This is a genomic window from Proteus sp. GOKU (assembly GCF_015475555.1).
GTDB lineage: Bacteria > Pseudomonadota > Gammaproteobacteria > Enterobacterales > Enterobacteriaceae > Proteus > Proteus mirabilis_B.
Window position 1 is genome coordinate 1,416,443 of record NZ_CP034105.1, and the last position, 22,335, is coordinate 1,438,777.

Sequence of the window (22,335 nt, forward strand, 5' to 3'; positions counted from 1 at the left end):
ACTCATTTTGTTTGTTAATAAGTATGCAAAAAATCCTAAATTTCTATTATTTTTGGGTATTACTCATCTTTTTGTATTGAAGGAAGATTAGTTATTTCACGAGGAAATGATTTGGGTTCATTCATAGTCTGGGGGTTTTTTATGGCGAATTGTGAAATTGAAGCGTTTACTTTTCGTGCTTTTATCTATATGATGCTCGACGCTTAAATTGTCGTAGACATATCATTCCTAATACCCGATATTCTCAATGGAGATCGTATGTATTATTCCTTAGTAAGGAAGGCATTGTTTCGGCTAGATCCTGAACGTGCCCATGATTTTACCTTCCGTCAGTTAAAACGTTTATCTCATTCCCCATTTCAATTTCTTATTCAGCAGTCACTTCCTTCAAAACCCGTTTCCTGTATGGGACTCTCATTTAAAAATCCACTTGGTCTTGCTGCCGGTCTTGATAAGAACGGTGATTGTATAGATGCATTGGGTGCAATGGGATTTGGTTTTATTGAAGTAGGTACAGTGACGCCACGTCCTCAAGTGGGAAATGATAAACCTCGTTTATTCCGCTTAGTGGAAGCTGAAGGCTTAATTAACCGAATGGGCTTTAATAACCTTGGCGTCGATAACTTAATTGAAAATGTAAAACAATCTCGTTATGGTGGCGTACTGGGTATTAATATCGGCAAAAATAAAGATACCCCAGTAGAGCAAGGTAAAGATGATTATCTGATTTGTATGGAAAAAGTCTATGCTCATGCCGGTTATATCGCAATCAATATCTCATCACCAAATACCCCCGGTTTGCGTACTCTACAATACGGTGAAGCATTAGACGATCTACTATCAGCAATTAAAAATAAACAATTAGAGTTGCAGGGAAAATATCAAAAATATGTTCCTGTCGCTGTTAAAATTGCACCTGATTTAACACATGAAGAATTAATTCAAGTTGCAGATAGCTTAGTCCGTCATCATATTGATGGTGTTATTGCGACAAATACCACATTAGATAAATCATTAGTTAGTGGGTTAGATCACTGTAATGAAGCTGGGGGATTAAGTGGTCGCCCGGTACAATCAAAAAGTACACAAATAATTCGTCAATTAAATGAAGAATTAAAAGGTACATTACCTATTATTGGTGTAGGTGGAATTGATTCATTAACAGCAGCAAGAGAAAAAATGGACGCTGGCGCTTCTCTTATTCAAGTCTATTCAGGATTCATTTATCAAGGTCCTGCACTTATCAAATCTATAATTAATCATATCTAAATACATTTAATAATGAATTAGGGGCTTTTCTTCTGCCCCTAACTCGTTTATATTGCCCCTAGTTGGTTATTTTTTATTAAATTGCACTGATTGTGCTTAATTAATAGTAAAATGAATCCTGTTTTTGTTAGGTGATATTAAATATTTTATTTAGGTCATTTAATTTTGATTTTTTATCAGAGTATAAAACAGGGAATGAATCGAAGGGGGATTAATTAGTGATAATAAAACCCGATGATCGCTGGCGTTGGTATTTTGATGTTGAGCAACAAAAATTAATGCTTGATTTAGCAAATGGTATGGTTTTTCGTTCCCGCTTTCCAAGCAAAATGTTGAGTGAGAGTGCTCGACAATCAGCATCTTTTACCGTCGATGATGCGGCTCTTTATTATGGATACGATGAGCAAATTCGACAAATAGATATGCCATCAGAATCAAGAGCTGAATTAGCTTTAAATGCATTAATAGCCCATCGCTTTTTAAAGCCGCTGATGCCTAAGAGTTGGTATTTTGAAGTTAACAATAATCAAATCAACCCTTATTTATCTCAAGTGGTAGAAGCTTCATTAAAAGAAGAAGGCGAAACAGCTCTTTTTTTAGTGACTGAAGTGGGGGCTCAAGCTTGTTTATGTTTATTAGCTCAACCGCAGTTAACATTATTTGATAGAACACTTAATTTTTGTGACCCAATAAAAATTATGAATGACAGGTTAAGCGATTATCATAAAGAGTCAGAGCCAGGATCATTTTTGTACGAGAAAGTTATTTAACAAAAAGAGTAAAAAGGACTTACTCTTTTTATCGTTACTCATCATTTATAACATTCTAAAAACAAATTCACCCTAAATAACACTCCCCAAAATCAAATCTTCATTACTTTTTTTCTGCATCTTTTTCCTAGAAACAAATAAATAGGTTTATTGATAATTCATTATTAAGTTTTTAATAAGATAATTCTTATTAAACAAACTGTATTATTCAAAATAAAAAAGAAGGTAAGGACAAATTACCTTCTTTTAATTTGTGATAAAGATAAGTGTTATTTTCTATTAAGCGAAAGTTTCACATTACCGCTAGGAATACAGCTACAGGCTAAGATTTTACCTGAGCGTTTAATTGCGCCAGCTTTTAATGCATTAACATCACCTTCATCTAATTGGATAACACAAGAGCCACAAAGGCCAGCTCGGCAACTATAAGGAATGGTATAACCATTATTTTCAAGTTGTTCTAACAGAACTTCTTGGTTATTACCTTCGAAAACCTCGCCATTAAATTCAATGCTGACAGTCCGTTCTTGTGTGTTTTCAATGATAGGTGCTGATTGTGTTTCAACAGGGGCTGTTACAAGATACTGTTTTGCTTCTTTATAAGCTAATACTTCAACAGTATCTCCTACACGAATAATACCAGTTTGACGAATGATGACATTTTGACCAAAATCGACATCACCCGTTTCATCACTACGGAATGTTTGCAGTGTTGCGAGTGGTTCTGTGTTAGGATGTTTCACGCCTTTATCGATACTAATTGTGGTCATGATACAACGGCTACAAGGTTTCATCAGATCCATCACAACAGAGCCAACACGAATAGTCTGCCAAGTATCTTCTTCAAAAGGCTTTGCACCTGTTATGAGGATATTCCCTCGAAATTGCTCAATATTAATTGAAGCAGGGCAACGCTGTTGTAAGTATTGAAATGAGGCTTCATTAATTAATAAGTAAGGGTAGCCATCAGCGAAAGAAACAGCGGTTTCTGGATTTTTTTTCACTCGGCGTGTCGATTTTTCGCCAGTCCAACGAAGTTGAACATCCATTTTTAAATAACGACTGAACCACTGATTTATTTCATCTGGAGCCACATACGCGGTAAAATGGTTGCCCCAAACTTCTGTCGGTTGCAATGTGGTCTCAAAATCTTGATAGGTGATAGCAATACCTTCACCATCGGGTGCTTGAATATAGATACCATTTGCCATGACAGTGGGAATAAAACACAGCAAAACGGGAAATTTTCGTGCCGTGATAAAAGTCCCTTCTGGGGTGGTTATCATAAAATCGCGATCAAACGTGAATCCGCTCTCACGAGCAAATGCATGAGAAAGTCGAATTCCCTTCATTGATTTAACTGGGTGTATATAAAGGCGTGAAACGTTGATCATCAGTGCTCCCAAAAGACATTATTATTTTTTATAGCCAGTAACTTTATGACAACGTAATACAATTAGCTATAATGCCCAACAATTTTATTTTAGGTGGTAACAATATTATGCGCTCTCTGTTTGCCAGCACAGGCCGAGGTCTGGAAGAACTATTAAAATCTGAACTTGAACACCTTGGTGCTCAGGCTTGCCAGATAACTCAAGGCGGTGTTTATTTTCGTGCTGATGATAAAACCATGTATCAGTCTTTACTTTGGAGTCGTTTAGCGTCACGTATTATGTTGCCGTTAAATGAATTCAATGTTTATAGTGATCTAGACTTATACCTTGGTGTGCAGGCAATTGATTGGAGTGAGATTTTTACTGTTGATCAGACTTTTGCTATCCATTTTAATGGCACGAATGACGTTATTCGTAATAGCCAATATGGTGCATTAAAAGCGAAAGATGCCATCGTTGACTCCTTCCAACGTAAAATAGGGCAACGTCCAGATGTCGCTAAACAGTCCCCTGATATCCGCTTAACCATCCACCTTCATAAAGAAAAAGCTTCGCTATCTTTAGATTTAAGTGGTGATGGTTTACATCAACGTGGCTACCGTGATTTAACAGGGCAAGCACCTTTAAAAGAGAACTTAGCTGCCGCTATTATCATGCGTTCAGGCTGGAAAATTGACACACCATTGATCGACCCAATGTGTGGCTCTGGTACATTATTAATTGAAGCAGCCATGATGGCGACTGATTGTGCTCCAGCATTAAATCGTGTGCATTGGGGATTCCGTCATTGGTTAGGTCACGATGAAGCGTTATGGAAAGAAGTGACCCATGAAGCTTTTACCCGTTTCCGTGAAGGTAAAAAGAATACCACTGCGCGTTTTTATGGCTTTGATGTTGATAAGCGCGTGTTGGATATGGCAAGAGCCAACGCACGCAGAGCGGATGTTGCTGAACTGATCACCTTTGCTCACGGTGATGCAGCTAAACTGACAAACCCTGTTTCAGCGGAAATCAAAGGGACAATTATCAGTAACCCACCTTATGGTGAACGTTTAGAAAGTGAACCTGCATTAATCGCACTTCACAGCCAATTAGGAAGAGCGGTCAAAGCACACTTCCCAGGTTGGAGATTATCGCTATTTAGTGCATCACCTGAGTTGTTAAGTTGCATTCAATTACGTGCAGAACGAGAGTTCAAAGCAAAAAATGGTCCTTTAGATTGTGTACAAAAGAACTATTTGCTTTCTGATACACCATCAACGATTAACACTGGACTTGCTGAAGATTTTGCAAACCGTTTACGTAAAAATGAGAAAAAACTCGCGAAATGGGCAAAACAACAGCAAATTGAATGTTATCGCTTATACGATGCTGATTTACCTGAATATAATGTTGCTGTAGATCGCTATGGCGATAAAGTGGTTATCCAAGAGTATGCGCCACCTAAAACAGTTAATGAGCACAAAGCTCGTCAGCGTTTATTCGATGTGATTAGCGCAACAATGGAAGTACTGGCATTACGTTCTGATCAACTGATTTTAAAAACTCGCCAACGTCAAAAAGGCAAACAGCAGTATGAAAAAATGGCCGAAAAGGGCGATTTTTTCTTAGTTGACGAATTTGGTGCAAAATTCTGGGTGAACTTAACGGATTATCTTGATACAGGGTTGTTCTTAGATCACCGTATTGCACGAAAAATGTTGGGTGAAATGAGCAATGGAAAAGACTTCTTAAATCTTTTTGCTTATACCGGTACGGCTTCTGTTCATGCGGGAATTGGTGGTGCGAAAAGCACAACAACAGTTGATATGTCTCGTACTTATCTTGAATGGGCTGAGAAAAACTTCCAAGCGAATGGCCTGTCAGGTAGACAACACCGTTTAATGCAAGCAGATTGCATTCAATGGTTAATGCAGAGCAATGAACAATTTGATGTGATTTTTATCGATCCGCCTACGTTTTCTAACTCAAAACGAATGGAAAACACCTTTGATGTACAGCGTGATCACATTGAATTAATGAAACATCTGAAACGTTTGTTGAGAAAAGGCGGAACAATTATGTTCTCAAATAACAAACGTGGATTCAAAATGGAACATGACGAGTTAGTAAAAATTGGGTTGTGTGCAAAAGAGATAACACAGAAAACATTATCACAAGACTTTGCACGTAACCGCCAAATTCACAATTGCTGGCTGCTAACTCATGCTGGTGAGGAATAATTTACAATGCCGTTAATTAGTTTGACTGGGGCTTATTTATCTTTCAGTGATGCTCCACTATTAGATAGCACCGATTTATTTATTGAAGAAAATGAACGCGTTTGTTTAGTTGGGCGCAATGGTGCGGGTAAATCAACATTACTAAGAGTGTTATCTAAAGAGCAACCTTTAGATGATGGTCAAGTTGTTTATGAACAAGATCTTGTGACAGCTCGCTTACAGCAAGATCCCCCTAGAGATATTGAAGGCACTATCTTTGACTTTGTTGCAGAAGGTGTTGAAGAAGATGCTAAATACCTAACAGATTATCACCATATTTCTAAACTGATTGAGACAGATCCTTCTGATAAAAATCTCAATAAAATGGCAGAGCTACAAGAAGTACTTGATAGCCGTAACTTGTGGTTGCTTGATAGCCGAATTGCAGAAGTGCTAGAAAAACTTGGTTTAGATGGTGAAGCAGAGCTTTCTTCTTTATCGGGTGGTTGGTTAAGAAAAGCAGCCCTAGGGCGTGCATTAGTCAGCGCACCTAGAGTGCTATTTTTAGATGAACCAACAAACCACCTTGATATTGAGACGATCCTTTGGCTTGAGAAATTCTTAAAAGATTTCCAAGGAAGTATCGTGTTTATTTCCCATGACCGTTCATTTATCCGTAATATGGCAACGCGTATTATCGATCTTGATCGTGGAAAACTTTCTTCATGGCCGGGAAATTACGATAAGTATCTTGAAAGCAAAGAAGAAGCACTGCGTGTTGAAGAGCAACAAAATGCAGAGTTTGATCGCAAATTAGCGCAAGAAGAAGCGTGGATACGTCAAGGTATTAAAGCACGACGCACTCGTAACGAAGGCCGCGTAAGAGCATTAAAAGCATTGCGTGTTGAACGCAGTGAACGTCGTGAAGTGTTAGGCAGTGCTCGTATGCAGGTCGAAGAAGCTACGCGTTCAGGCAAAATTGTTTTTGAACTTGAAGATGTTAATTACAGCATTGGAATGCGTAAGTTAGTTCGTGATTTTTCTGCCAAAGTACAACGTGGCGATAAAATTGCGCTGGTGGGGCCAAATGGTTGCGGTAAAACCACTTTATTGAAACTTATGCTAGGCGATTTAAAAGCAGACAGCGGGCGAGTTCATTGTGGTACTAAGCTTGAAGTTGCTTACTTTGATCAGCATCGTGCGGCACTTGATCCTGATAAAACAGTGATGGATAACCTTGCTGAAGGTAAGCAAGAAGTCATGGTAAATGGCCGCCCTCGTCACGTACTTGGTTATTTGCAAGACTTTTTATTCCCACCTAAACGTGCAATGACTCCCGTTCGTGCACTTTCAGGAGGTGAGAGAAATCGTCTATTACTGGCGCGTTTATTCTTAAAACCAAGTAACTTGCTTATTCTCGATGAACCAACCAACGATCTCGATGTTGAAACATTGGAATTGTTAGAAGAGCTAGTTGATGCTTACCAAGGCACTGTTTTACTAGTTAGCCATGATCGTGAATTTGTTGATAATAGTGTTACTGAGTGTTGGATCTTTGAAGGCGATGGTGTTATTAACAGCTACGTTGGTGGATATTTCGATGCTCAGCAACAAAGAGCACAGTCGGTTTCACTAAAAAGTGAAGCAAACAAATCACGTAACGCACCAGAAAAAGCTGAAAAAGAAGCAAAAGCGAAAGATAGCTCTAAAAAGAACACTCGCACTAACAAATTAAGTTATCATTTGACGCGAGAACTCGAGCAACTTCCTGCAAAATTAGAAAGCTTAGAAACTCAGTTAAGCGCGTTACAAGAAGAAGTGAGTGGGGCAGATTTCTTTACTCGTCCTCATGAAGAGACAGAAAAAGTTTTAAAGGCGCTTGCAGATAAAGAACAAGAGCTTGAAACTGCTTTTGATAGATGGCAAGAGCTAGAATTGATGCAAAACGGCGAATAGCCAACCGAAAACGGGGCATCACGCCCCGTTTTACTTTCTGGATTAAATATTCTTTTATTGATTATTCTAAATAAGAGGTGTCGCAGTGTGCTCTGGTCAACAACATCGGCATGAACATAAACATGAGCAAATATTATGTCCGCAGTGCGATCTGGTGGTCAGTGTTCCTCAATTAGCACAAGGAACAAAAGCAACGTGCCCTCGCTGCCATACAGTATTAACTGCACGTTGGCGTCAACCTTTTTATCAACCTGTTGCATTAGCAATCAGCGCATTATTTATGTTGCTGATGGCAAGCCAGTTTACCTTCGTGAGTATGGAAGTGGCGGGTATCGCCAACAATGTCACACTGATGCAAATTCCAACCGTTATGTTTAGCGAAAATTACGTTGAATTAGGCGCATTTTTCCTACTCTTTGTCCAAATAGTGCCCGCTTTTTGTATGGTGGCAATCTTACTTCTTTGCACACCTATTCAATTACCTAGAAAGCTACAAATTTGGTTATCGCGTATTTTATTCCAATTAAAATCGTGGTGTATGGCAGAGATTTTTCTTGCGGGAATTTTAGTTAGCTTTGTAAAATTAATGGCTTATGGTGATATTGGGCTAGGGCTTAGTTTCCTGCCTTATGTGCTTTATTGCTTGTTTCAAATTCGAGCATTCCAGTGCCTTGATAGACATACTTTATGGGAAAAATTAGAACGTCGCCCGAATTATCCTGATATCGAATCAGGTAAGTCTGGGTTAAAACAAGGAGTTAGATTATGTCGTTCATGTACGGCAATTTTACCAGTAGATCAATACGAATGTAGCCGTTGTGAAGTGACAGGACATGCAAGAAGACCTAAAAGCTTACAATGGACGGTCTCTTTGTTGATTACGTCGTTAATTCTTTATATCCCCGCTAATTTATTACCCATTATGGTCACTGAATCTTTAGGTAATAACATTTATTCGACCATTATGGCTGGGGTTATTTTGCTATGGGAAGATGGCTCTTACCCCGTTGCAATGGTGATATTTATTGCCAGTATTATGGTGCCAAGTTTAAAAATGCTCGCAATTGCTTGGTTGTGTTGGGATGCACACAAATCTAATGGAAAAAGAGATCCTGCTAGAATGCATTTTCTCTATGAAGTTGTTGAATATGTAGGGCGTTGGTCGATGATTGACGTCTTCGTCATTGCTGTTTTAGCTTCATTAGTCAGAATGGGACGTCTGATGAGCATCTATCCTGATTTTGGTGTGGTGCTATTTGCATTGGTTGTAGTGTTAACTATGTTCTCTGCAATGATGTTTGATCCTCGGTTGACGTGGGATAAGTGTACAACTGATGATGATAAACCCACGATTAAGGAGCCTAAGGGTGACTGAAAAGAATGAAACTGCTTTAACTGAAGCAAAAATTAACAAGCTAAAAAGCTGGTCTCCAGTTTGGATCATACCACTTGTCACCTTACTGATTGGTGCGTGGATACTTTATTATCATTTCAGCCATCAGGGTCCAGAAGTTACATTAATTACCTATAATGCAGATGGCATTGAAGCAGGTAAAACTAAAATTAAAAGTCGTAGTGTAGATATCGGTCTAGTTGAAAGTGTCACACTCGATAGTAATTTTAGTCGCGTTATTATTACGGCTCGCCTTGATAAAGACATGAAAGAGTTATTACGCGCAGATACTGCATTTTGGGTTGTAAGACCTCAAGTCGGTAAAGAAGGTGTAACGGGTTTAGGAACCTTGCTTTCTGGTGCCTACATAGAGTTACAGCCGGGATTGAAAGGCAAAGAAGAAGATGAATTTAATCTTCTTGACTCGCCACCGTTAGCTTCGCCAGATGCAAAAGGTATTCGCATCAATTTGGTAAGTGAAGCAGCAGGCCAATTAAATGCGGGTGATCCTGTTTTATTTAGAGGTTACCAAGTCGGCTCTGTTGAAACGAGTGAATTCAATATTGATAGCCGAGATATGCATTATCAACTCTTTATCAAAGCACCTTATGACAAAATGGTGACATCAAATGTTCGGTTCTGGAAAGATTCCGGTATCGCTTTTGATATGTCTTCATCGGGTGTACGTGTTGAAATGGCATCACTTTCTACACTCTTTAGTGGTGGTGTTAGTTTTGATGTCCCTGCGGGATGGGTCCCAGGTGATCCTATTGCACCTAAAACAGAATTTAAGCTCTACGATAATGAAAAGAGTATTCAAAACTCACTATATACTGACTATCGTAGCTACATCATGTTTTTCTCTGATTCTGTAAGAGGATTGCAAGCCGGAGCTCCTGTAGAATTCCGTGGAATTCGCATGGGAACGGTTGTACAAGTGCCTTATTACACTAAAGGTATGCAACAATCGCTGGATAAAGATTTTCGTATTCCCGTACTTATTCATGTTGAACCAGAACGTTTCGCCAATGATGTCGGTGAGAGTTTCGACTTCGTTAAAGAAATTACTTTTGCTTCCAATAATGGATTAAGAGCATCACTGAAATCAGGTAACCTATTAACTGGTGCACTTTATATTGACCTTGATTTCTACCCTGATGAAGCTAAATGGGAAGGCCCTCAAGAGGTTGCTGGTTTCCAACAAATTCCAACGGTTGGCTCTGGTTTAGCGCAAATTCAGCAAAAAGTAATGACTTCGCTGGATAAGATCAACAATCTGCCTGTTGAACCAATGCTTAAAGAGATGACAGCAACATTATCTGAAAGTCAAAAAGCAGTCAGCGAGGCTAAAGAAACACTGAAAGCATTGAATGCGATGATTGGTAGTGATGAATTTAGAAACCTTCCTAATGATATTCAGCAGTCATTAAAAGAGATCAATCGTAGTATGCAAGGCTTCCAACCGGGCTCTCCTGCATACGGAAAAATGATTGATAATATGCAACAGCTTGATCAGGTGTTAAGAGAGATGCAGCCTTTATTGAAAACATTGAACAATAAGAGCAACGCATTGATTTTCGAAGCGAAGGAAGGTAAAGATCCAGAACCAAAGAGGGCTGAAAAATGAAGAAATACATCATTGGGATATTTGTACTGATGTTAACGGCATGTTCAAGCCAGACTAATAAAACGTATTATCAGTTACCTGATGTTTATCAAGGTAGCGTACCAGAACAAGTCTCGGCAACACAGTCAGCTAAGAAGCCTCAAATTTGGGTTCAACCGATCCGTTTATCCAATATGTTAGTTAATGCTGGAATTGTTTATCAAACGACGGATATTAACTATACCGTGGCTAATCAGCACCTATGGATTAATCCGCTTGATCAGCAATTACAACAGAACCTTATTTCAGGTTTAACAAAAGCATTACCGGGTACAGTAGTTGCTAATCAACCTGTTGAAGATAACTTGGCAAAGTTAACGGTCACCGTTAATTACTTTCAAGGTCGTTATGATGGACTGGTAATTATCTCAGGTGACTGGATTTATACTGAAAACAATAAAGTGATTAATCAGCCATTCTCTTTAGTTTTAACGCAAACAGAAGATGGTTATCCAGCTTTAGTGCGTACATTAGGACAAGGATGGGAGCAAGTTGTTTCTGATATAGCGAAAGCAATTCAAGCTCAATACTAACTGACTTAGCATTACGTTTATTCAAACCCAGTATTCTCTTAAATTGTATTTTAGTTGAATATTGGGTTTTGTTTATTTAAAAAACAAAAAAAGGAAACAATATGTTAGAAAGCCTTAAAAAGAAATATCCCACTGCGATCAGTTGGTCATTTGGGGATAATGCTCAGTTAGCGGATGAGCTTGCTATGCTGGTGGTAGAAGGAAAAAAAACGGCAACGTGTAGCTCATTAAATGGTTTTTTTAGTGACAGCGTTATTCCTGTTATTGGGGGCTTTAGCATTATTCTAAATAGTAAAAATGAGCCTATTTGTGTTATTCGAACACGTTCTTTGCAACTAATCCGATTTAATGAAGTCACCGAAGAATTGGCTAAGAGAGAAGGTGAAGGGGATTTAAGTTTGGCATATTGGCAAGAAGGACATAAAGCCTTCTTTAATCGAGAAGGTCATTTTTCAGAAGATATGGAGCTGGTATTTGAAGAGTTTGAATTAATAGAAGTATGTAAGAGGTGTTAATAGCCTCTTTTATTTTTAATAATAGCTAATTCCTTAATAAAACAAAGGTAATTAAAAAGAGTTTTCTACAAAAAAATAAAAATAGAGCAAAAAATTATATTTATAAACCAAGTCTTATATTGACATAAATTTAAATAAAAACATCATTTTGTCTTACTTGATTTATTGGTTTTATGAGATAAAAATAAAAAATTTATTTTTTGTTTCTTTATTGTTTTAAAATATCAATAGGTTATATTTGTCTGCAATGTAACTTATTAAAAGAACTAGATAATACCTTAATAAAAACATTAAATAAAATAAATTATAACAATAGTTATTAAACTTTCGGTTGGCTCAATATCACAAATATGACATTTGTATTAACTTCTTTACTTGCTTAAATGCTCAATAAAGCGTATCAATTTATAGTGGTTGTTGAAAAAACAATCATTATCTTTCCGCTTAAACTTAGAACGTGAGGGTTGTCTAGATATGAAAAGACAGAAACGAGATCGTTTAGCAAGAGCATTATCGAAAGGTTATCAAGCTGGTATGCAAGGTCGTTCAAAAGAACTTTGCCCTTATTTCGCCATTGATGCGCGTTCACATTGGCTTGGAGGTTGGCGACAGGCGATGGAAGATCGCCCGAGTCTGGTAAAATAAATAACCCGTCGTAGTGAAATAGATAATAGCTTATTTTTAGCTATATTAAATATTATCACTAAGATTTTACCGACAATCAAAACGAGGGTTATTTATATGCATTCCTATGTACATATTGAGCATAGGACAATTTGAGTATAAATAACAAACGATTAATTTGGATATAAAAAAGGCTTACATATTTTGTAAGCCTTTTTACGTTATATTATCATTACTTTTTTAATTTTATTTCATGAAAATTTTTTGCGTAAGCGAAAACCATAAATAGTAAGAAAAATAGCAAGTATTGTATTGATAGAATTATATAGCCAATCAATTTTTTCTGAAGTAAACCAAGTTATAAAAGATGTAAATATCAGAAATATGCCACCATAAAACATAAAGTCTGCCTGTTTTTTAGGTACTTTTCCTTTGTTAATCACTTATTTTCCTTAAATTTTCTTTTTATAAAAACTAATTTAACTTAAAGGTTTTCTTTTGATTTTTTAAATAATTTATATAAGTTTGGGCTATATAAACATAATGAGGTTATAGAAAAGCCTAAGATCCATTTTATATCGAATTGACTAGCATACATACAAATAAATATAATCAATAAAATTGTGAGACGATAGCCAATTGCTTTACAAAGAAAAAAAGTAAGTTCAATAAGAAAGCTAAAGAATTCTACAATTGCGCTTATAATCATATCCATACGATTATTCCTTAACGTAATCTACTTGTACTAAGTTGATATAAATTTCTAGTGTCATATTTATTTAGGATAAGAAAGCTCACTTAACTTAAATTTATCTTTATATATAAAATTTATTTACTAATTTAATGACACTATACATAGATTAATTTATTATAGCGACTTTTATTTACAAGGAAGACTTCAATGAAAAAACCAATCTCATTATGGATAATATTAATTGCTTTTACTTTTTTCACACTAGGGCAATTAATGTCTTCATTTACTAGTGTTTCGACTTTAATGAGTGTATTTATAAAAAATAGTGCGAATTTTAATTTAATAGCTTCTCTTTCTATAGTGTGGAGTATGATTCAAACTTTTTCACTCCCTACTTTATATGTTATTACACTTTTTGTTGTTTTTATGAAGAAAGAAATAGCACCAATGATGCTGAAAATATTCTGGAGTATATCAATGTTTCCGATCACTATCGCAATAATAATTGGAATTCAAAATGCATTTGATAATACAAATGGTAGTAATCAAGCAGAAAATTCAGGTGAAGTATTAGGTGTTTTATTTTTAGCCGGTTTATTTGTTTATCTCACATATAGCTTATTTTTCTCTGCTAAAATTAAGCATCATTTTCAGTGTCTAAAAGATAAGCAATCGACTGTTTGTGTTGATAAAAACTGAATTGAATATGAGCTGTCTTCTATGAAGAAAATAAATACGCGATTAGTATAGATAAAAAAATACCGTGTACTTTATATTACACGATATTTTTAATAGATTCAGATTGTTACCGAACTTAGAATGCAGTTGTATCTTTAAATAAGCCAACTTTTAAGTCTTTTGCTTCATAAATCAGCTTACCATCAACATACACTTCACCATCGGCAATACCCATAATCAACTTACGATTGATAACACGTTTGAAATCAATTTTATAGGTAACTTTTTTTGCTGTTGGTAATATTTGTCCAGTGAATTTTACTTCACCAACACCAAGCGCACGGCCTTTACCTTCACCACCAAGCCAGCCAAGATAGAAGCCAACAAGTTGCCACATGGCATCTAGGCCTAAGCAACCCGGCATAACAGGATCATTGACGAAGTGGCAATCAAAGAACCATAAATCTGGCTTGATATCGAATTCTGCTTCGATAAAGCCTTTATTATGGGTGCCGCCATCTTCTGTCATTTTAATGATGCGATCCATCATTAGCATATTACCAGATGGCAGTGGTGGGCCATCTTGGCCAAATAATTCACCACGGCCTGAAGCAATGAGGTCTTCTTTAGAATAAGATTCGCGTTTATCAACCATTGTCTATATAGCCTTTATCAAGTGTAAGACAACAGAATAGCTTACACTTGTACGCTGAACAACTCCGATCACTTGAAACAGAATTATCTGAATAGACGTAAGAACCAAGGTAATTTAGGTCTATCCTGATTATTTGCGAGTGTTATACGATCATGAATAACAGCTAACAAGTGTGAGTCTGATTGTTCTGGTTCACATTGCTCTTCATAATATGGCTGACGAGTCAGTAATGTTATTGCTTCTGCTACATGAGTGACAGGCCAAATATGAAATTTCTCTTCTTTTACCGCTTGCTGCACATTTTCGTTAAGTACAAGATGACGAATATTAGCAAGAGGAATAATCACGCCTTGCGTACCCGTTAATCCTCGTTGTTGGCAGATATCAAAGAAGCCTTCGATTTTCTGGTTTACGCCACCAATCGGTTGAACTTGACCAAATTGATCGACAGCACCTGTAACTGCGATTTGCTGATCAATAGGTTGTTGTGCCAGTGTACTAATAAATGCACACAATTCAGCCAAAGAGGCACTATCACCATCAACCTCACCATATGATTGCTCAAAAACAATCGAGGTGCTAAATGGCTGTGGTTGGTCTAAACGTAATTCTGAGTTTAAGTAAGCTTGCATAATCATCATTCCTTTAGCATGAAGATTGCCACCAAGCTCCGCTTTTCGCTCAACATCCGTAAACTCACCATCACCTATATGTGCAACGCAGGTAATGCGAGTCGGTTCTCCGATTAAATCAGGGTATCCCGGGTAATCTAAGACAGAAAGTCCATTGATTTGACCAACAGCTTCACCTTCTGTTTGTATCATCACTTGGTCTTGTAAAATCTCATCACGGCTACGCTCTAACAAATAACTGTGTCGCCATAGGCGATTTTCTTCTGCTTTTTTCAATGCATCAGCAGTTAGAGACGCCTCATGATTAAAACGTATTGCATAACGAAGTTGGCGCAAGATCCATTCTAAATCTAGGCTCAGCATTAGCTGATCTTCATGTTGTCTTGCAGCTTGTGTTAGCAAGACTTCCCAAGCATCCGCAGATAGAGAAGGGAGACGATATTTTTGGCACAGTGAATTTACAAAGCCACACCATTGAGAAAGAGCGGTTTCATCTTCTAAATACATGTCGTATTCATATTCACCATATAAAGCGGTGCTACTTAGCTCAGGCTCCATAAATTCAAGCTCTTCAAGGCTTAGTCTATCACCAACTAAAATCACACGAAGATTGAGCGGCATACTCTCAATAGGTAAAGGCAGAGATTGATTGTCATTCCAGACAAGCCATTCAAAACGCTGTTCTTCAACCATTTTTTTAAGGCGAAACCACATTAGTGGTTGTGCAAGTAAAGATTTTATAGAGAGGACTAAGATGCCTCCATTTACTTTATGCAATAAGCCTGGGCTAAGAGTAACTTCGTCTTTATGGTAATAGAATGAGCCAAAGAGTTGTTCTGGCTCTATCCATTGGCAACAAGTAATAGATTCTGATGATGAAAATGCGCCGTGTACATTTTCTTGCCAATCGATTTTATTGGTTTCTGCTTGATAACTGCCAACAACGGGATCAGTTTTGATCCCTGATTGCGTTAACGTGTCTGTCAGCATATCAAAGTAAGCAGCAGAATCATCCACTTTTAACAGCATAAACTGCCCTGAATCTGCATTATTTAACCATTGCAGGCTTTCATACAGGCGAGGTTGAACCTCACGAAGTAGAGATGCAGGTAATTGAGATGCTGTTTGAAAGAAAGTTTGGTAGGAGGCGTAATCAGGACGTAACGCCTGCCATTCTAATTCGTTGTTTTTCAAGGTTACCGTTTTTATTATTGATTAGTGAAAAGAGATAATTAGATATCGTATAAGTTGATATCTATCCTGCAATAAGACGGTTCTTTAACTGTCATCAACTGCATAGGCAGGGAATATGTATTGCTACTACCTTATAATCACGAGCTAATAAGTGGTCATCAAGGTTTTATGATAGCGACGCTCGATTCTATCATAACGTGCTCAGAAAACTATCCCTTATCAAGGCTTGTTATTAATTGATAAGCAAGATTATCTAAAATAACTTCGCCTATAAAATAGTCAAAAAATTTCGGTTCAGTGGCAGTATTTTTGTAAAATTGTTGATATGCTACTATATAGTTACGTTGTCACGGGATTTTGTATGAAATATCAACAATTAGAGAACCTAGAATGTGGCTGGAAGTGGGCCTACCTAGTAAAAAAACACCGCGAAGGTGAATTAATTACCCGTTATATAGAAAAAAGTGCCGCAGATGAAGTTGTCGAGCAATTATTGCTTCTTGAGGCGCAACCATTAAAAGTTTTAGAGTGGATAGATTTGCATATGAATCCTGATTTATCTAATAGGATGAAGCAAACTATTAGAGCTCGTAGAAAACGTTATTTTAATGCTGAGCATCAACACACACGTAAAAAATCAATCGATTTAACGTTTAAAGTTTGGCAACGCTTATCTGCATTGTCACAGCGAAGAGGAATAACATTATCAGAAACGATAGTGCAATTAATTGAAGACGCTGAGCGAAAAGAACAATACGCATTAAAAGTGCATAGTTTAAAAGATGGACTGATTGAGTTATTAGAACGCGATAAAGAAAAATAAGTTACATTAATTTTGGCTTACTGGCTTCAATAATTTATTTTTATAGCTATTTTCGTTCTCTGTTTTTCTTGTGATATTTCATACCTGCGCCGAAAGCGTTTCTGTCTTTATATTTCTACCTTATTTTATCTTCATAAAGAAAAACCCTGCCATTGGCAGGGTTTTGAATTCATCAACAGTAGATTATTCTACTATCTGAATTATTTAGCAGGAACAACAACTTCAGTTGTACCTTGGATTTCGATCTCAACACGACGGTCTGGCGCTAAGCAATCGATCAGAGCTGAACGAGCTTTAACGTTGTCACATGTGTTGCCAGTAACTGGATTTTCTTTACCACGACCTTCTGCAGAGATGCTGTTTGCAGGGATACCTTTAGAAACCAGGTAATCAACTACAGATTGAGCACGTTTTTCTGACAGAGGCAGGTTGTAGTTTTGTGAACCGATACGGTCAGTGTAACCGATAACGACTACGCGACCTTGAGTTGGGTCGATGTTAGCCAGTTCAGTGTACAGACCATTCAGAGCTTCTTGACCTTCAGCTTTCAGAGTAGATTTGTTGAAGTTGAACAGAACGTCTGAACGCAGAGTAAAGGTTTTGTTCTCAACAACTGGAGCTGGAGCTACAACTGGAGCTGGAGCTACAACTGGAGCTGGAGTTTCTTGGTTGAAGCGGTAAGCAACACCAACACTCAGCATGCCGTTGTCTGGACGCGCATTCAGAGTACCTTTATCACCGATGTTGTTGATCCACTGATATTCAACACGGGTAGCGATGTTTGGAGTGATCGCGTATTCAGTACCTAATGCGAATACTGGAGAAACACCAGTGTCGTTATTAGAGAAGTTCTTCTGAGTTGGAGCAGGAGAAGTAGCTGCAACTGTTGCAGAAGAATCTGCACGCCATACCATACCACCTAAACGTGTATAAACGTCTAAGTCTTCCATTACTGGATAGCTTAATTTAGTGGTTAATTGGATACCTTGAGCACGGAATGCACCGTTGTCATATGAACCTTTGTAAGTCATACGACCTAACCAATCATAACCCAGTTCAAAACCTAAGTATTGGTTGTACTGATAACCAGCAAATGCACCTGCACCTAACTGATCACGGTGAGTGTTACCGTTACCGATAGAAGTTTCACCGAAATGGTTACTAGTACCTTGGTATTGAGACCAACCTAATTTACCACCAGTATACCAGGTATTGTCTTTTGGAGCTGCTTGCGCTGCAGTTGCGAAAGCTGCCACTGCCACTGCTAATGCGATAGCTGTCTTTTTCATTTTACGCCTCGTTATCATCCAAGTTAGGCATTTGGCTTTAAGCCTTATTATTTGCCCTTGGTTAAATTATTGTTAGGAATCCAATGCTTTCATCAAATGATGATCCCAAAAATGGGATTTAAAGCATAACCTTAACGACATAAAGTCTACAATGAACTTAAAAAGTTACAAGTAATCCTTTAAAATTCGACTTAAAATTTTAAAAAAATCCGCCTTATTCCACAATGGGGAAGATTCTGTATTTTTGTTAAATTTATTGTAACTATATGATTTAGGTTATAAATACATTTGACTTATCTTAAATGATATCAGGGTGTTTTGAGTATTAGGAAAACTCTTAAATTTCACTAATGGTAGTGAATTGAATGAATTTTTACGGAATTCAAATGTCGTTTAGATGCATTACTACTCTCTAAATGGATATTTGTATTAATTTGCTGTCGCATAATAAACCCGAGGGTTTTTCCTTTACTGGCAGCAGATTCTAATCGTTTCATCTCTTCTGACGATATTTCTGGTAACCAACCGAGTACTACACTGTAATTACCACTCACCAGTGCTTTTTCCATTAAATCAACAGTAGTTATCATATTTATATGATTTAATTGAATTATTTTGTTAAGCGGTAATCCTGCATTTTTTAACCAAGTACGATTTAGCTTTTGTTGTGGGTTTAACCACAATAACCAACGTGATTCATGGCTATACTGTTTTAATAGTGGTAAAAGGATGTGATTAATGACGAGCGGATTTTGGTAGAGAAGTTCACTCACCATACCTTGTTTATTATTACTATCATAAGTCGCCACTGTTGAAGGGATAGATAGAGGTAATACCTCATTTGAGATCTCTTGGAGAATGGCGTTCTGTCTTGTCGGAGATGATGTTGAGAGTTTCATATTTACCTCGTTCTATATGTACTGTATGAATATACAGTATCTCTATATTTCGCTTAAATCAAGCTCATTTTTTTGAAAGTTCCTCTCAAATTTCATGTAAATCTCTATTTTTAAGTCGTTAACTATTGGCAATAAAAAGGAAATTCTTTATTGTCTTTTTTGTTATGTCTTATGCATGTTTTTGAATTCAAAGATAAAATTTAATCTTAAAATTTGTGTTGGAGTTTCAATGTTATTTTTACCTGAGCAAAGGAAGGCTCATTTGTTATCGCGTATTGCGCAATATGGGGAGTTAACAACAAAGTCTCAATTTGGTGGTGTTAGCTTAATGATTGATGATGTTATGTTTGCTATCACGTCTGACAATGAGTTTTATTTAAAAGGAAGTGGCTTTTTAGAAACTCTCTATAAGGCAACAAAAATGAGTTCCTATACCTATTTGAAAAAAGGAATTCCTATCATATTGCGTTATTACCACATAACAGATTCGTTGTGGGAAAATCAGCAGAAATTAGATCAATATATTGATATGTCATATCACTACAGCATTCAAGAATATTTAGGGCAACAAAAGAAACCTTGCAGAATAAAAGACTTACCTAATCTAGGTGTGATATTAGAAAAAAGATTGAATCAGGTTGGTATTAATCAAGTTGAAGAACTGCGCTTAATTGGTGCTAAAGCATGTTATCTAAAACTAATGCATAGCCAAAATTTGAGAAATAGTGAACTTTTACTTTCATTGGCAGGAGCAATCGTTGGGTGTCATCGTTCAGTATTACCTAGTCAACTTAAAATGGAGTTATTAAATTGGTACAACGAATTATCTTTTCAATAAGATAAAAGAAATGACTGTTATTTTCTCTAATGTGCTTATGGGAATTAGAGAAAATAACGTCAATAAGAGATTAGACTTGAGGTTGAGGTAGGCTATTTGATTCGCTTTGCTCAATAATTTGGATACAACCAATAATTTGTGGCAGTAAATCTAAGAGTAATCGGATTTGAGTAAGCACTAATTGAATACGAGGATTATCTGCATTAGGTAATAGATTGATCCTTTCAATTAATTCTACATGAGATTGCTTAAACTCTTCATCTTGAAGCGTTTTTCGACGTAAAGCCGAATCGATATAACAAACAGTATCATTAAGCAAAGTGAGTACATTCTCATCTTCTATTTTTGAACGATGAACGCCAAGTGCAGAAATATAACTGAGTAAAGTATGGTTTAAGCAAAGCAACTGGAAAGCTACTTCTTGGGAGGCTTGATAACTTTTTGGCTCTGATGACATATTGGAGATCAGTGATGCTAACTCACCATCACTGCTATGGGCATTTCGACGAGCAATTCGATAACTCAAGCTATTATCTTTTCCTTGGTAATACTGAATAAGAATGGCATCAAGATAATAGCAGTTATTTGTCATTGTTTTTTGAATAACAACAGGCAATTGGCGGAATTTCCAATCAGGCCAAATAAAGCTGACAGCAAACCACGCTATGGCACAGCCAATTAAGGTATCAATAATACGGGGGAGGGCAACATCATAACCTTCACCCAGTAAATTGAAGCTTAATAAAACCAATAAAGTAATAAATAGTGTGGCATGTGCATATTGTATGGTTCTAAATGCGAAAAAGAGCGTACCAGTTATCACAATTAAAACTAACTGCCCTTCGATTGAAGGAACAAAATATAAAATAGGGAAACCGATTAAAATACCAATAATAGTACCACTCACACGTAAGGTAAGACGTCGTCGAGTGGCATTGTAGTTGGGCTGGCAAACAAATAGGCTGGTCAATAATATCCAATAGCCTCTATCCAATTGGAAAAATTGAATAATGGCATAACCAATACATAAAACGAGTGACATCCTAACGGCATGTCTAAAAAGTGCTGATTTAGGCGTGAGATGTTCTTTTATTCTTAGAGCAATATCGCGCCACCCAGTTAAACCATCATCAGAAAGTTGTGTTTCTTCCTTTTGGTCATGGGATATTTGGTATTGCTCTGTACTAATACTTCGTAAAAGCGCATCAATACCTTGAAGATTTTGCAGTAAGTTATTTAAAGGTGTTATTAATTGAGGTTCTGAAGTCGTGTTTTTTAAATGACTTAATGCATTCTCTAAATAATTTATCGCGCGTTCTAATGAAGGATTATGCTGATATTTTTTATGCCAAAGAATAGATTGTGCAACTTGTTCACAAGCTCGTGCTTGCATAGAAAGTAAGCGTTGAAAACGAAATAACACATCGCTATGTCGCAATTCATTACTTAATAGTTGGTATTGAACATGCGACGAACTTGCTCGCTCATGAATATCTTGAGCAACAAAATAGTAGTGAAGTGTGAAACGACTACTACGTTGGCCCCTGTCACCTTTTAATCGACTTAATAATGTAACTTTAGTTTGGTTCATCGTGTCAATTAATTGGCTATTTGCCATTGCTAAATTATAAAGCGAATGTTGATAGTCATCTTCGATATCAGGATCAAATAATGTTGCTTTAGCTTCGAGGTAAGTTGCAAGTTGTTGGTAGCAGCGTGTTAAATTGTCCTGAACTGGGCGAATTGGGAATAATAAGTGACCAACTAATGTTAAAGAGTTATACCAGATAGCTCCTAACAGTAATAAAACGGGTTGTTCATACCATTCAGGGAAAATAGGCATACCCAGCATAGTATAAATTGCGATTAATAAAGCGCCAAAGGCAATGGTCGCGTAACGTTGACCTAAAGCACCTAATAAAATAAATCCCCAAGTGGAAATGGCTAAACCACAAAAGAATAAAATAGGATATGGATAAAGCAGCCCTATTGAAGCTGAAGCAAGAAGAAAACAGCATAAGGTGATAACGAGGTTTTTTAAACGACCAACAAGCCTATCATCTAAGTCAGTTAATGCGGCCGCTACCACGCCTAAAGTGAGAGGAATTGTATATTTAGGCTCTTGCCCTAAAATCCAAGGAAACAAAGTCGTTCCTGTAAGCGCGATTATTATGCGAATATAATATAAAAAGTGGCTATTATAGATAAATCGGCGGGCGCCATTTAGCAAAGTGAACACAAAAAGCCCTTAAATAAACAAGATGAAGATAATTACCTCTTAGAATATAGGGTTTATCACCGATTAAAAAGAG

The 22,335-nt window shown here is 37.0% G+C and carries 18 protein-coding genes; 12 read left to right on the plus strand and 6 right to left on the minus strand.

Going from position 1 to position 22,335, the window contains the following annotated elements:
• Positions 1–258 precede the first annotated feature (258 nt).
• A complete protein-coding gene (pyrD, locus tag EHE21_RS06420; RefSeq protein ID WP_194952161.1) occupies positions 259–1,269 on the plus strand; it encodes a quinone-dependent dihydroorotate dehydrogenase in 1,011 nt (336 codons plus the stop codon).
• A 218-nt stretch (positions 1,270–1,487) separates the two neighbouring features.
• Complete coding sequence (locus tag EHE21_RS06425) at positions 1,488–2,039, plus strand: cell division protein ZapC (protein WP_194952162.1); 552 nt, start codon at positions 1,488–1,490, stop codon at positions 2,037–2,039.
• 269 nt (positions 2,040–2,308) lie between these two features.
• Here EHE21_RS06425 and EHE21_RS06430 read toward each other — a convergent pair whose 3' ends face one another.
• On the minus strand, positions 2,309–3,433 hold the full coding sequence (locus tag EHE21_RS06430) for a YcbX family protein (RefSeq protein WP_194952163.1): 1,125 nt from the start codon (positions 3,431–3,433) through the stop codon (positions 2,309–2,311).
• 107 nt (positions 3,434–3,540) lie between these two features.
• On the opposite strand from EHE21_RS06430, the gene rlmKL reads away from it, so the two are divergent.
• The 8 genes from rlmKL to EHE21_RS06470 all read left to right on the plus strand — a co-directional run bounded on the left by rlmKL (position 3,541) and on the right by EHE21_RS06470 (position 13,714).
• Positions 3,541–5,655 (plus strand): bifunctional 23S rRNA (guanine(2069)-N(7))-methyltransferase RlmK/23S rRNA (guanine(2445)-N(2))-methyltransferase RlmL, encoded by a 2,115-nt coding sequence (rlmKL, locus tag EHE21_RS06435; RefSeq protein WP_194952164.1) that lies wholly within the window; start codon positions 3,541–3,543, stop codon positions 5,653–5,655.
• Positions 5,656–5,661: 6 nt separating this feature from the next.
• The gene (locus EHE21_RS06440) at positions 5,662–7,590 is read left to right on the plus strand and encodes an ABC transporter ATP-binding protein (RefSeq protein WP_088493273.1); all 1,929 of its coding nucleotides are present in this window, start codon (positions 5,662–5,664) and stop codon (positions 7,588–7,590) included.
• 85 nt (positions 7,591–7,675) lie between these two features.
• Positions 7,676–8,965 carry a membrane integrity-associated transporter subunit PqiA gene (gene pqiA / locus EHE21_RS06445; RefSeq protein ID WP_194952165.1) on the plus strand — a complete coding sequence of 430 codons (1,290 nt, stop codon included), beginning with the start codon at positions 7,676–7,678 and terminating at the stop codon, positions 8,963–8,965.
• Positions 8,958–10,610, plus strand: a complete 1,653-nt coding sequence (pqiB, locus tag EHE21_RS06450; protein ID WP_088493271.1) for an intermembrane transport protein PqiB — start codon at positions 8,958–8,960, stop codon at positions 10,608–10,610. The genes pqiA and pqiB overlap by 8 nt, the downstream gene beginning before the upstream one ends.
• A complete protein-coding gene (pqiC, locus tag EHE21_RS06455) occupies positions 10,607–11,182 on the plus strand; it encodes a membrane integrity-associated transporter subunit PqiC (RefSeq protein ID WP_194952166.1) in 576 nt (191 codons plus the stop codon). Before pqiB ends, pqiC begins: the two co-directional genes overlap by 4 nt.
• A gap of 101 nt (positions 11,183–11,283) precedes the next feature.
• Positions 11,284–11,697 (plus strand): ASCH domain-containing protein, encoded by a 414-nt coding sequence (locus EHE21_RS06460; protein ID WP_088493269.1) that lies wholly within the window; start codon positions 11,284–11,286, stop codon positions 11,695–11,697.
• 474 nt (positions 11,698–12,171) lie between these two features.
• Positions 12,172–12,342, plus strand: coding sequence for a ribosome modulation factor (rmf, locus tag EHE21_RS06465; RefSeq protein WP_023581348.1), 171 nt, complete (start codon positions 12,172–12,174; stop codon positions 12,340–12,342).
• 880 nt (positions 12,343–13,222) lie between these two features.
• Complete coding sequence (locus EHE21_RS06470) at positions 13,223–13,714, plus strand: hypothetical protein (RefSeq protein WP_194952167.1); 492 nt, start codon at positions 13,223–13,225, stop codon at positions 13,712–13,714.
• Positions 13,715–13,829: 115 nt separating this feature from the next.
• On the opposite strand, the gene fabA is transcribed toward EHE21_RS06470, so the two are convergent.
• Both fabA and EHE21_RS06480 read right to left on the minus strand, forming a co-directional pair.
• Positions 13,830–14,348 (minus strand): bifunctional 3-hydroxydecanoyl-ACP dehydratase/trans-2-decenoyl-ACP isomerase, encoded by a 519-nt coding sequence (gene fabA, locus EHE21_RS06475; protein ID WP_023581351.1) that lies wholly within the window; start codon positions 14,346–14,348, stop codon positions 13,830–13,832.
• Between the two features lie 83 nt (positions 14,349–14,431).
• Positions 14,432–16,174, minus strand: coding sequence for an AAA family ATPase (locus EHE21_RS06480; protein ID WP_194952168.1), 1,743 nt, complete (start codon positions 16,172–16,174; stop codon positions 14,432–14,434).
• A gap of 361 nt (positions 16,175–16,535) precedes the next feature.
• Here EHE21_RS06480 and matP point away from each other — a divergent pair, with 361 nt between their 5' ends.
• Positions 16,536–16,997: a macrodomain Ter protein MatP gene (matP, locus tag EHE21_RS06485; RefSeq protein ID WP_194952169.1), complete on the plus strand. Its 462-nt coding sequence runs from the start codon at positions 16,536–16,538 to the stop codon at positions 16,995–16,997.
• A 200-nt stretch (positions 16,998–17,197) separates the two neighbouring features.
• Here matP and ompA read toward each other — a convergent pair whose 3' ends face one another.
• Both ompA and sulA read right to left on the minus strand, forming a co-directional pair.
• Positions 17,198–18,286 (minus strand): porin OmpA, encoded by a 1,089-nt coding sequence (gene ompA / locus EHE21_RS06490; RefSeq protein WP_023581353.1) that lies wholly within the window; start codon positions 18,284–18,286, stop codon positions 17,198–17,200.
• Between the two features lie 347 nt (positions 18,287–18,633).
• Positions 18,634–19,185: an SOS-induced cell division inhibitor SulA gene (sulA, locus tag EHE21_RS06495; protein WP_194952170.1), complete on the minus strand. Its 552-nt coding sequence runs from the start codon at positions 19,183–19,185 to the stop codon at positions 18,634–18,636.
• Positions 19,186–19,414: 229 nt separating this feature from the next.
• Here sulA and EHE21_RS06500 point away from each other — a divergent pair, with 229 nt between their 5' ends.
• Entirely contained in the window at positions 19,415–20,023 is a 609-nt protein-coding gene (locus tag EHE21_RS06500; protein ID WP_194952171.1) for a TfoX/Sxy family DNA transformation protein, read from the plus strand.
• Positions 20,024–20,093: 70 nt separating this feature from the next.
• Here the strand turns inward: EHE21_RS06500 and yccS are convergent, their stop codons facing one another.
• A complete protein-coding gene (gene yccS / locus EHE21_RS06505; RefSeq protein ID WP_194952172.1) occupies positions 20,094–22,262 on the minus strand; it encodes a YccS family putative transporter in 2,169 nt (722 codons plus the stop codon).
• Between the last annotated feature and the right edge of the window lie 73 nt (positions 22,263–22,335).

Bases quoted from the DNA above. Each gene is read 5' to 3' on its own strand.
- ompA (WP_023581353.1), bottom strand. From the start codon at position 18,286: ATGAAAAAGACAGCTATCGCATTAGCAGTGGCAGTGGCAGCTTTCGCA.
- EHE21_RS06440 (WP_088493273.1), top strand. From the start codon at position 5,662: ATGCCGTTAATTAGTTTGACTGGGGCTTATTTATCTTTCAGTGATGCT.
- rlmKL (WP_194952164.1), top strand. From the start codon at position 3,541: ATGCGCTCTCTGTTTGCCAGCACAGGCCGAGGTCTGGAAGAACTATTA.
- rmf (WP_023581348.1), top strand. From the start codon at position 12,172: ATGAAAAGACAGAAACGAGATCGTTTAGCAAGAGCATTATCGAAAGGT.
- pyrD (WP_194952161.1), top strand. From the start codon at position 259: ATGTATTATTCCTTAGTAAGGAAGGCATTGTTTCGGCTAGATCCTGAA.
- EHE21_RS06460 (WP_088493269.1), top strand. From the start codon at position 11,284: ATGTTAGAAAGCCTTAAAAAGAAATATCCCACTGCGATCAGTTGGTCA.
- sulA (WP_194952170.1), bottom strand. From the start codon at position 19,185: ATGAAACTCTCAACATCATCTCCGACAAGACAGAACGCCATTCTCCAA.
- matP (WP_194952169.1), top strand. From the start codon at position 16,536: ATGAAATATCAACAATTAGAGAACCTAGAATGTGGCTGGAAGTGGGCC.
- EHE21_RS06500 (WP_194952171.1), top strand. From the start codon at position 19,415: ATGTTATTTTTACCTGAGCAAAGGAAGGCTCATTTGTTATCGCGTATT.
- pqiC (WP_194952166.1), top strand. From the start codon at position 10,607: ATGAAGAAATACATCATTGGGATATTTGTACTGATGTTAACGGCATGT.
- EHE21_RS06470 (WP_194952167.1), top strand. From the start codon at position 13,223: ATGAAAAAACCAATCTCATTATGGATAATATTAATTGCTTTTACTTTT.
- fabA (WP_023581351.1), bottom strand. From the start codon at position 14,348: ATGGTTGATAAACGCGAATCTTATTCTAAAGAAGACCTCATTGCTTCA.
- EHE21_RS06430 (WP_194952163.1), bottom strand. From the start codon at position 3,433: ATGATCAACGTTTCACGCCTTTATATACACCCAGTTAAATCAATGAAG.